The 10,787-nt window shown below is 61.6% G+C and carries 10 protein-coding genes and 1 riboswitch; of the genes, 7 read left to right on the top strand and 3 right to left on the bottom strand.

The window, feature by feature from the left end; all coding sequences use genetic code 11:
- Positions 1–331: DMT family transporter (locus HX868_RS01025; RefSeq protein ID WP_177001605.1), on the bottom strand; the 331-nt coding region annotated here is incomplete at its 3' end.
- A gap of 101 nt (positions 332–432) precedes the next feature.
- On the opposite strand from HX868_RS01025, the gene HX868_RS01020 reads away from it, so the two are divergent.
- Positions 433–1,323, top strand: a complete 891-nt coding sequence (locus HX868_RS01020; RefSeq protein WP_177001604.1) for a LysR family transcriptional regulator — start codon at positions 433–435, stop codon at positions 1,321–1,323.
- Between the two features lie 23 nt (positions 1,324–1,346).
- A complete protein-coding gene (gene waaA, locus HX868_RS01015) occupies positions 1,347–2,624 on the top strand; it encodes a lipid IV(A) 3-deoxy-D-manno-octulosonic acid transferase (RefSeq protein WP_177001603.1) in 1,278 nt (425 codons plus the stop codon).
- 70 nt (positions 2,625–2,694) lie between these two features.
- On the opposite strand, the gene HX868_RS01010 is transcribed toward waaA, so the two are convergent.
- The gene (locus tag HX868_RS01010; RefSeq protein WP_028615490.1) at positions 2,695–4,134 is read right to left on the bottom strand and encodes a TolC family outer membrane protein; all 1,440 of its coding nucleotides are present in this window, start codon (positions 4,132–4,134) and stop codon (positions 2,695–2,697) included.
- 196 nt (positions 4,135–4,330) lie between these two features.
- A riboswitch (TPP riboswitch) is annotated at positions 4,331–4,436 on the top strand.
- 149 nt (positions 4,437–4,585) lie between these two features.
- Here HX868_RS01010 and thiC point away from each other — a divergent pair.
- Together thiC and cytX are read left to right on the top strand one after the other, a co-directional pair.
- Positions 4,586–6,475: a phosphomethylpyrimidine synthase ThiC gene (thiC, locus tag HX868_RS01005; RefSeq protein ID WP_028615491.1), complete on the top strand. Its 1,890-nt coding sequence runs from the start codon at positions 4,586–4,588 to the stop codon at positions 6,473–6,475.
- A 127-nt stretch (positions 6,476–6,602) separates the two neighbouring features.
- Positions 6,603–7,892, top strand: coding sequence for a putative hydroxymethylpyrimidine transporter CytX (gene cytX, locus HX868_RS01000; protein ID WP_177001602.1), 1,290 nt, complete (start codon positions 6,603–6,605; stop codon positions 7,890–7,892).
- Here the strand turns inward: cytX and HX868_RS00995 are convergent.
- Complete coding sequence (locus HX868_RS00995; RefSeq protein WP_016975621.1) at positions 7,861–8,598, bottom strand: RsiV family protein; 738 nt, start codon at positions 8,596–8,598, stop codon at positions 7,861–7,863. The genes cytX and HX868_RS00995 overlap by 32 nt on opposite strands.
- A 193-nt stretch (positions 8,599–8,791) precedes the next feature.
- Between HX868_RS00995 and HX868_RS00990 the strand changes: the two genes are divergently transcribed.
- The 3 genes from HX868_RS00990 (at position 8,792) to cpdA (ending at position 10,762) form a co-directional block, all read left to right on the top strand.
- The gene (locus HX868_RS00990) at positions 8,792–9,409 is read left to right on the top strand and encodes an NUDIX domain-containing protein (RefSeq protein WP_177001601.1); all 618 of its coding nucleotides are present in this window, start codon (positions 8,792–8,794) and stop codon (positions 9,407–9,409) included.
- Positions 9,400–9,849, top strand: a complete 450-nt coding sequence (locus HX868_RS00985) for a DUF1249 domain-containing protein (protein ID WP_003171323.1) — start codon at positions 9,400–9,402, stop codon at positions 9,847–9,849. Before HX868_RS00990 ends, HX868_RS00985 begins: the two co-directional genes overlap by 10 nt.
- A 97-nt stretch (positions 9,850–9,946) precedes the next feature.
- Entirely contained in the window at positions 9,947–10,762 is an 816-nt protein-coding gene (gene cpdA / locus HX868_RS00980) for a 3',5'-cyclic-AMP phosphodiesterase (RefSeq protein ID WP_177001600.1), read from the top strand.
- Positions 10,763–10,787 lie beyond the last annotated feature (25 nt).

The following is a 10,787-nucleotide window of genomic DNA, read 5'->3' as shown; positions in this document are numbered from 1 at the left end:
GCCCGGCGGTTTTCGAGAACAACTGGATCACCACCACACCCAGCACAATCAGGCCCATCCCCAGCATCGCCGGGATATCCAACTTCTGCCCGTAGATAAACAGCGCCGCGATGCTCACCATCACGATGCCCATCCCTGCCCACACGGCGTAGGCCACACCCACCGGCACCGTGCGTACCACCAGCGTCAGCATCCAGAACGCCACGCCGTACCCGACGATCACCAGCAACAGTGGGATCGGCGTACTCCAGCCCTTGATGGCCTTCATGGAAACGGTGGCGATCACTTCCGAGCAGATGGCAATGGCCAGGTAGTAGTAAGCGACGTTCATGGGCAATCCTCGGGGTAAAGCAATCAGATAAGGCTGGCATTCTAGAGTTTAATCAGATGGGGTAAAGTCATTACCTATCTGAATTGGAGATGGGTTGAGCCATGAGCGTGCAATGGGATCTGGAGCAGATGCGCCTGTTTGTCAGCGTCGCCGAGCAGCGTTCGTTTTCGGCTGTGGCGCGTCAGCAGCGTAAGGCGCAGTCAGCGGTAAGCAATGGGATTGCGATGCTGGAGGCGGACCTCGGCGTCAGCCTGTTCGAGCGTAGCAGCGGGCGCCAACCACGACTGACCGAAGCCGGCAGCGTGTTGCTGGAGGAAGCGCGCGAAGTGCTGCGCCAATGTGAGCGGCTCAATGGCCGGGCGCTCTCACTGACCCGCGGCGAAGAGGCGTGCCTGCGCCTGGCCCAGGACGAAGCCATGCTGTTCCAGCCGGTCCTCGACAGCCTGGAGGCGTTGGCGGGCAAATACCCGTTGCTGGAAGTGCAGCTATCCAGCGCTGCCCAGGGCGACGTGGCGCGCAAGTTGGTAGAGCGCAAGGCCGACCTGGGTCTGCTGTTCTACCATGACCAGATTCCCGAAGCCCTGGAGCGGCGGGTGGTCGGCAGTGTGGAGATGGTCACGGTGTGTGGCGTGAATCACCCGCTGGCCATGGAAAAATACGTGACGTGCCAGCGCCTGGCGCAGTTCCGCCAGCTACTGATGTCGACCCAGACCAGTGTCTACCCCGGCAGCGAAGCGGCCAGCCCGTTGGTGTGGCGCGCCGACAGTTTCTACGTGTTGGCCGAGTGGCTGATGAGCGGCCTGGGCTGGGCCTGGCTGCCCCGGCATATCGTGCAGTACCCGACCTATCAGCAACAGATGGTGGAACTGGACAGCGAATGGACGCCGCCAGCCCTGGTGGTGGAGCTGGTCTGGCGTCGCGACGAGCACCTGGGACCGGCCGCGCGCTTCCTGGCCAAACGATTTGCCGAGTGCTTGCAGGCGATCGACTGAAAAAGCCGATAAACTCCGCCGCCATGAATAGAACTCTCTACAGCTGTCTGTTTTACCTGGCGCTGCCCTTGGTGGCTTTACGTCTGTGGCTGCGTGCGCGCAAGGCGCCGGCGTATGCCAAGCGCGTCGGCGAGCGCTTCTCCTATGGCCTGCCGGTGATGCAACCCGGCGGGATCTGGGTGCATGCCGTGTCGGTAGGCGAGAGCATTGCCGCCGCACCCATGGTGCGCGGGTTGCTGGCGCGTTATCCGACGCTGCCGATCACGGTTACGTGCATGACGCCCACCGGATCCGAGCGCATCCAGGCGTTGTTCGCCAACGAGCCGCGCATCCAGCATTGCTATTTGCCGTATGACTTGCCGTGCGCGGCCAAGCGTTTCCTCGACCGTGTGCAGCCGAAACTGGCGGTGATCATGGAAACCGAGCTGTGGCCCAACCATATCCACGCCTGCGCCCAGCGTGGGATTCCGGTGGCGTTGGCGAATGCGCGGTTGTCGGCGCGTTCGGCCAAGGGCTACGGGCGCTTTGCCAAGCTGACGGCGCCGATGCTGTCGCAAATGAGCCTGTTCGCCGTACAGACGCACGCCGAAGCCCAGCGCTTCCTTAGCCTTGGCGCTCGCCCGGAAACCGTCGACGTCACCGGCTCAATCAAGTTCGACCTGACCATCGACCCCGAACTGCCGGTGCGGGCCGCTGAGTTGCGCGAGCAATGGGGCGCCAGCGAACGTCCGGTATGGATCGCCGCGAGTACCCATGAAGGTGAAGATGAAGTCGTTTTGGCAGCCCATCGGCAATTGCTCGAAAGCTATCCCAACGCACTGCTGATTCTGGTGCCGCGCCACCAGGAACGCTTCGGGCCGATGTTCGAACTGTGCCAGCAACAAGGTTTTGCCACCGTGCGCCGTTCCAGTGGCGAAGCAGTCACCGCGCAAACCTCGGTATTGCTCGGCGACACCATGGGTGAATTGCTGTTTCTCTACGCCTTGGCCGACAGCGCGTTTGTCGGCGGCAGCCTGGTGGCGACCGGCGGGCACAATCCCCTGGAGCCGGCGGCATTGGCAAAGCCTGTGATCATGGGCCCGCACGTATTCAACTTCCTCGAAATCACCGCGATGATGCGTGAAGCCGGGGCGTTGCGAGAGGTGGATGACGCCGAAGGCTTGGCCGAAGCCGTGCGCCAATTGTTCGAATTGCCGCAGGATGCGCGCAAGATGGCGCAGGCGGGGCTGAAGGTGATGCAGGCCAACCAGGGTGCGTTGAAGCGCTTGCTGGATGGCCTTGATCGACTCATCACCCTGTAGGAGCCGGCTTGCTGGCGATGGCGATTTTAAGGACGCCATCGCTGGCAAGCCAGCGCCTACAGAAGGTATGTCAGTAGCCGGGGCGGGCCTTGAGCTGCTCGGCCGCAGCCTTGGCCAGGTCCGGCGGCAGGAAGTCGCGGTCCGGGTTGTAATCAGCCTTTAGATAGCGCGCCAGGTCCTGCAGGTCGCCTGGATTCAAAGTGCCCGCTGCCTGCTTCAAGCGCAGGTTGTCGAGGATGTAGTCATAACGGCTGTTGTTGTAGTTGCGCACCGACGCGTAGAGCTGGCGTTGTGAATCCAGCACATCGACGATGTTGCGCGTACCCACCTGGTAACCGATTTCCGTGGCTTCCACCGCGCTCTGGTTGGAGATGATCGACTGGCGGCGCGCTTGCACCTGCTCCACATCGGTGTTGACTGCGCGGTGCAGGTTGCGGGTGTTTTCCACCACCTGGCGGCGCAGGCCTTCGCGCTGTTGCTCGGTCTGGCCAAGGCGTGAGTAGGACTCGCGCACTTGCGAACTGGTCAGCCCGCCGCTGTAGATCGGGATGCTCAGGCGCAAGCCGATGGTGCGTTGTTCCACATCGCCACGGTACGGCGTGCCGAAGGCATTCGGGTTGCTGAAACCCAGGGCATCGTTGTCGCCTTTTTCGTATTGCGCCACGGCGTCCAAGGTCGGCGCATGCCCGGCCTTGCGCTGCTTGAGGGTTTCCTCGGCGGCGGTGACGGCGTAGTTGCTGGCGAGCAGGTTGAGGTTTTGGCGGCCGGCGGTTTCGACCCAGGCCTTGGCGTCGTTCGGCAGCGGCGGCAACACCGGCAGCGTGTGGACAATGCCCTGGATCGAGTTGTACTGGCGGTTGGTCAGGGTGATCAAGGCTTCGAACGCGTCTTCCACCTGGCGCTGGGCCAGGATGCGGTTGGCGCGGGCGGTGTCGTAGCTGGCCTGGGATTGCAGCACGTCGGTCTTGTCCGACAGGCCGACGTCGAAGCGCTCGTTGGACTGGTCCAGTTGGCGCTTGAACGCGTTCTCTTCGGCCTTTGTCGACGCCAGGTTGTCCTGGGCACGCAACACGGCAAAGTAATTTTCGGCACTTTGCAGGATCAGGTTCTGCTCGGTGGCCGACAGTTGCAGCGCCGCCTGCTCGTTGGTGGCCTCGGCCGCCTGTAATTGAAACCAGCGGTCGGCGCGGAACAGCGGCTGGCTCAAGGTGGCCCGCCAGGAATGCGCATCGCGGTTGGCGGTGGCGGCAGGCGTGTCGATCTGCGTGCGTACGTTATTGATATCGGCGCCACCGGTCAGGTTCGGCAGCAGCCCGGCGCGGGCCTGGGGCACCACTTCTTTTTGCGCGCCGTATTGGGCGCGGGCGGCGGCCAGGTCGGCGTTGTTGTCCACCGCTTCCTGGTAGACGCTGACCAAGTCAGTTTTAGCGGACAAGGGCGCTTCTGCTGCCCAGACCATTCCGTTGGTCGCACAAGACACGGCGAGCGCCAGTGAGAGTTTGCGCAGCATGAGGCGATCCCTAGTTTTAATATTACGGTGATAATTTAGCGCCCAAGGCTAAGGCGGCCCATTCCTGGCGTCAAGCATTGTGGCGGCAACCGAGTGTAGTGGTGCTGACTCGGCGCAACAATCCCGCAATCACGCCATTCATCACGCTGAATGCACTGCCATTGGCAATTTGCCCACGCCATGGTCTAGACTGGCCGCGTTCTTGTCGGGGTGCCTTGTTGGAAGGCTGAGATCGGTAAATACCGGATCCCGTTGAACCTGATCAGGTTAGCGCCTGCGTAGGGAACAAGATTTCTCGTCACCCGGCGAGTCCTCTTGTGCTTCGTCCGGGATGCTGTTCATTTAGTGAACAGCCCTCGTGCACCGAGCACAGCACTGGTTTCAGTGCGTCCATCCGTCACAGGTTCGCTCCGACAAAAATCCACCGCCTGGATAAGTTGGAGAGCCCGTGATGAGTACAAGACCAAAAAATACCGTGCACCTGAGTGAGTCGGCCAAAGTCGACTCCGGCTCCGTGCAACCCTTTACCCGCTCGCAAAAAATCTACGTACAAGGCACCCGCCCGGACATTCGTGTGCCGATGCGCGAAATCAGCCTGGACGTGACCCCCACCGACTTCGGCGGTGAAATCAACGCGCCGGTCGTGGTCTATGACACCTCTGGCCCGTATACCGACCCCAACGTGATCATCGACGTGCGCAAAGGCCTGGGCGATGTACGCTCGCCGTGGATCGAAGTGCGTAACGACACCGAACGCTTGCCAGGCCTCAGCTCCCACTTCGGCCAGCAACGCTTGAGCGATGCTGAACTCACCGCGCTACGTTTCGCCCACGTGAAGAACCCGCGTCGCGCCAAGGCCGGCGCCAACGTCACGCAGATGCACTACGCGCGCAAAGGCATCATCACCGCCGAGATGGAATACGTCGCCATCCGCGAAAACATGAAGCTGGAAGAAGCCCGCGCCACCGGCCTGCTCGACCAGCAACACGCCGGCCACAGCTTCGGCGCCAGCGTGCCGAAGATCATCACGCCTGAATTCGTGCGCGAAGAAATCGCCCGTGGCCGCGCGATCATCCCGGCCAACATCAACCACACCGAACTGGAACCGATGATCATCGGCCGTAACTTCCTGGTGAAGATCAACGGCAACATCGGCAATAGCGCCCTGGGTTCCTCCATCGAAGAAGAAGTGGCCAAACTGACCTGGGGCATTCGCTGGGGTTCGGACACCGTGATGGACTTGTCCACCGGCAAGCACATCCACGAAACCCGTGAGTGGATCATCCGCAACTCGCCGGTGCCGATCGGCACCGTGCCGATCTACCAGGCGCTGGAAAAAGTCGGCGGCGCCGCCGAAGACCTGACCTGGGAGCTATTCCGCGACACCCTGATCGAACAGGCCGAGCAGGGCGTGGATTACTTCACCATTCACGCCGGTGTGCTGCTGCGCTACGTGCCGCTGACCGCCAAGCGCGTGACCGGCATCGTGTCCCGTGGCGGTTCGATCATGGCCAAGTGGTGCCTGGCGCACCACAAAGAGAACTTCACCTACACGCATTTCGACGAAATCTGCGAAATCATGAAGGCCTATGACGTCAGCTTCTCCCTCGGCGACGGCTTGCGCCCTGGCTCGATTGCCGACGCCAACGACGCCGCGCAATTCGGCGAGCTGGAAACCCTCGGCGAGCTGACCAAGACCGCCTGGAAGCACGACGTGCAAACCATGATCGAAGGCCCTGGCCACGTGCCGATGCAGTTGATCAAGGAGAACATGGACAAGCAGCTCGAATGCTGTGACGAAGCACCGTTCTACACCCTCGGCCCACTGACCACCGACATTGCGCCGGGCTACGACCACATCACCTCCGGCATCGGCGCGGCGATGATCGGCTGGTTCGGTTGCGCCATGCTCTGCTACGTCACGCCCAAGGAACACCTGGGCCTGCCGAACAAGGATGACGTGAAGACCGGGATCATCACCTACAAGATTGCCGCACACGCGGCAGATCTTGCCAAAGGCCATCCGGGCGCGCAGATCCGCGATAACGCCTTGAGCAAGGCGCGCTTCGAGTTCCGTTGGGAGGACCAATTCAACCTGGGGCTGGACCCGGACACGGCGCGTTCGTACCACGATGAAACCCTGCCGAAGGACTCGGCCAAGGTCGCGCATTTCTGCTCCATGTGCGGGCCGAAGTTCTGCTCGATGAAGATCACCCAGGAAGTGCGTGAATACGCGGCCAACCAGCGCATTGAAGCGGTGGATGTGGACGTGGCCAAGGGCTTGGCGGAACAGGCGGAGCGGTTCAAGCAGGAAGGCAGTCAGCTGTACAAAAAGGTCTGACGGCCTCGCCGAAATCCCTGTAGGAGCCCGGCTTGCCGGCGATGGCGATCTTGTTGGCGCCATCGCCGGCAAGCCGGGCTCCTACAAAGGATGTACCAGATAATAATGTTCCTCAGAGATACCACCCTTGAGCATTCAACCGAGTACTTACTCCCCGGATATCGCAGTGCCGAGCGACAAAAGAGTCTTCGGCGCCCGCGACCTGTTCTCCCTCTGGTTCTCCCTCGGCATCGGCCTGATGGTCCTGCAAACCGGTGCATTGCTCGCGCCGGGCCTGGGCCTGTCCGGTTCGTTGCTGGCGATTTTCCTCGGCACCCTGGTGGGCGTCCTGCTGCTGGCCGCCGTCGGCGTGATCGGCAGCGACACCGGCCTGTCCGCCATGGCAGCCCTCAAGCTCAGCCTCGGCGCCAAAGGTGCAAGCCTGCCGGCGCTGCTCAACTTGCTGCAGCTGATCGGCTGGGGTTCGTTCGAAATCATCGTGATGCGCGACGCGGCCAGCTTGCTAGGCACGCGGGCGTTCAGCGAGGGCAGCCTGTTCGCCAGCCCATTGCTGTGGACCCTGTTTTTCGGCGGCCTGGCGACGCTGTTGGCGGTCAGTGGCCCGCTGACCTTTGTGCGTCAGATCCTGCGCAAATGGGGCATCTGGCTGCTGCTCGCCGCTTGCCTGTGGCTCACCTGGAACCTGTTCGCCAAGGCCGACCTCGCCGCACTTTGGGCCAAGGCGGGTGACGGTTCGATGCCGTTTGCGGTGGGTTTTGATATCGCCATCGCCATGCCGCTGTCGTGGCTGCCGCTGATCGCGGATTACTCACGTTTCGGCAAGCGCGCCAACAGTGTGTTCGGCGGCACGGCGCTTGGGTTCTTTATCGGAAATTTCTGGCTGATGGGCCTAGGCGTGGCCTACACGCTGGCGTTTGCGCCGAGCGGTGAAGTCAACGCGCTGTTGCTGGCGTTGGCCGGGGCTGGCCTGGGGATTCCGCTGCTATTGATCCTGTTGGATGAATCGGAAAACGCCTTCGCCGATATTCACTCGGCGGCGGTTTCCAGCGGAATATTGTTGCGTTTGAAGGTCGAGCACCTGGCACTGGCTATCGGTGTGATCTGCACGCTCATCGCCTGCTTTGCGCCATTGGCCCAGTACCAGAACTTCCTGCTGCTGATCGGCTCGGTATTCGCGCCGCTGTTTGGCGTGGTGCTGGTGGATCACTTCATCCTGCGCCGTCGTAGCGCGGGTGCAGTAGCCAGTCTACGCTGGCCGGCATTAATCGCCTGGCTGGGTGGTATTGCGACTTACCACCTGCTGGCCAATCTGTATCCGGATGTCGGCGCAACCCTGCCGGCGCTGGTGCTGGCTGGGTTGCTGCAATTCATCCTGGGCAGGGCCTTCAGCGGCGCGCGGGCACCAGCTCAGGCTTGAGGATGCCGTCCAGGCGCGAGTAAGGAATCTGCAACTCGACGTGGCCCAAGGCATACGGCGCAATCGTGGTGGTGGGGTACTTGAGGATCACGCCACCGTAGGTCAGCGCCACGTTCGGGGTTTTCTGGAAGGGGTACTGTTTCACGTACTCCGGCTCCAGGCTCAGGCGGGTGCTGATCAGCCAGCTGTTATGGGCCACCTGGGCGGCTTTCCAGAACGCATCTTCTTTGCCGGGCAACAACATGTCGGTGAGGGTGAGGGCCTTTTGCTGCTGGCGCGAATAGTTGATGAACGCACGGCCCGGTTCGCCGTGGGTGGCGCCCTGGTCCAGGTAACTGGATAACTCGATGATCACCAAGCCGTCATGCTGCTCACGTACCTTTGCCTGCAAGTACATGCTGTTGCGTGGAGCGGCGGTGCGCAGGAACTGCTCGCTGTACGTCGCGAGGCTGCTAGGCAGCGGGTCGGCCTGGGTCATTTCCAGCAGGCGCTGTTCGATCAAGGCGTCCAGCTTGGGTTCCTTGGCAAAGTGCACCGTGTCGATGTTCACCAGCGGGCAGTCGGCGCTGGCGCAGCCTGGTTTGCTTTGCTCGGTGGCGTCGCGGGTGGCGTCCAGCGGGGTTTTGTAGCTTGGCTGGAACAGGCTTTGGCAAGCGCCGAGGGTCAATGCGATGCAGGCCACGGAGGCGATTTTTAAAAGCGACATGGATGTCCTTCGTCTAGCGATAAGAGCGAAATTTGTGGAGCTTCGACTGTCAGCAAGGCCGTCAGTTCGCCACTAAGCTGATTAGAGTGAGTTTGACGCCCGCCGTCTATCCCGGCAACTGGAAAGGGGCTGCATCCAGAGGCATGAGCGCGTTAGGATGGCGCCAAATGCGCAGGCTCAATGAGGAAGGGATATGACGGACATCGCAAAATCGACGCCGAGCACCATCGAGATTGTTCAGCGCGACAATGCCTACCAGGGCTTCTACAAGCTTGATCGCGTGCAACTGCGCCACGAGAAATTCGATGGCGGCATGAGCCGGGTGATCAATCGCGAAGTCTTCGTTCGTCACGACGCCGTATGCGTGTTGCCCTACGACCCGCAGCGCGATGAAGTAGTACTGATCGAGCAGTTCCGCGTGGGCGCCATGGGCCGAACCGAAAACCCCTGGCTGATCGAGATGGTCGCTGGCCTGATCGACAAGGATGAGCAACCGGAGGAGGTTGCACACCGCGAGGCCGAGGAGGAAGCTGGGCTGACGTTCTCCGCGTTGTGGCCGATTACCAAGTATTTCCCGTCGCCCGGCGGCAGTACCGAATTTGTCCACTTGTACCTGGGCCGTTGCGACAGTTCCGGAGCCGGGGGTGTCCATGGATTGGAAGAAGAAGCTGAAGATATCCGCGTCACCGTATGGGCCTTCGAAGATGCCCTGCAAGCGGTACGCGACGGCAAAATTTCCAACGCAGCCAGCATTATCGCCCTGCAATGGCTTGCGCTTAATCGCGCGGAAGTGAGGGGGTTATGGCAGTAAAGGCACGGGAACGTTATCGAGTCGACCTGATCGGGTTGCAAGCGGCCTGCGAGGCCAACTATGCGCGGCTGATGCGCCTGCTCCCCGATATGCGCCATGCCCCTGAGGCGCGGCGCATCGGCGTAACCCACGGCGACCAGATGCTTGGCGTGCTGGCGCTGGAAGTCATCGTCAATTGCCCGTACACCACCACCCTGCGGGTGCGCCAGGAACACAGCCTGCCGTGGCTGCCGGTGCCGCAACTGGAAGTGCAGGTGTACCACGACGCGCGCATGGCCGAAGTGATCAGCGCCGAACATGCGCGACGCTTTCGCAGCATCTATCCTTACCCCAACGTGTTCATGCACCAGCCCGATGAGAAGGCACAGCTCAATGTGTTCCTCGGTGAGTGGTTGAGCCACTGCCTGGCCCTGGGCCATGAGTTCGAAGTTGTGCGGTAGATGTGAACTGTATCTGCTTCCCAAGGTTTCCTCTTGTGTCCTGCCCCAGCATAATCACGCCACACGTCCATTCCTGTGATTGCCTTGGGAGAGCGCCTTGCCGAGCGTATCCACTGTGAGTCCCGATGCGCCGGCATTGCTGGTGCAACTGTCCGACAGCCACCTGTTTGCCGAGGCCGACGGTACGCTGCTGGGCATGAACACCCGTGACAGCCTGCAAGGCGTCATCGAATTGGTGCGCGCGCAGCAGCCGCACATCGATTTGGTGTTGGCGACGGGGGATCTGTCCCAGGACGGCACGTTGGAGTCGTACCAGCAATTTCGCGACATGACCCGGCAGATCGACGCCCCGGCGCGCTGGATTCCCGGCAATCACGACGAGCCGCATATCATGGCCCACGCCGCTGTGCACAGCGATCTCTTGGAGCCGGTGGTCGATATCGGCAACTGGCGCGTTACCCTGCTGGACTCCGCCGTACCCGGTTCGGTGCCGGGCTACCTGCAAGACCAGCAACTGCAACTGCTCGCCCAGGCCCTCAGTGAAGCGCCGAACCGTCATCATCTGGTGTGTTTTCATCATCATCCGGTATCCATCGGTTGCGCCTGGATGGAGCCCATCGGCCTGCGCAATCCTGAGGCGTTGTTTGCCGTGCTCGACCGTTTCCCGCAGGTGCGAGCGGTACTCTGGGGTCACGTGCACCAGGAAATCGACCGCGAACGCAACGGCGTGCGCCTGCTGGCGTCGCCGTCGACCTGCATTCAGTTCGAACCGGGCAGCGAAGACTTTAAGGTCAGCGAGCAAGCGCCGGGCTACCGCTGGTTGCGCCTGCATGCCGACGGACGGTTGGAGACTGGGGTAGAGCGCTTGGTCGGCTTCGCGTTTACGGTGGATTACGGTAGCAACGGCTACTGAGATTTACCTGTAAACTGCGCCTTTT

Origin of the sequence: Pseudomonas reactans, from assembly GCF_013385825.1 — a bacterium.
Classification (GTDB): Bacteria; Pseudomonadota; Gammaproteobacteria; order Pseudomonadales; family Pseudomonadaceae; genus Aquipseudomonas; species Aquipseudomonas reactans.
The sequence above is the reverse complement of the archived record's forward strand: the minus strand, read 5'-3'. Positions and strand labels throughout refer to the sequence as shown.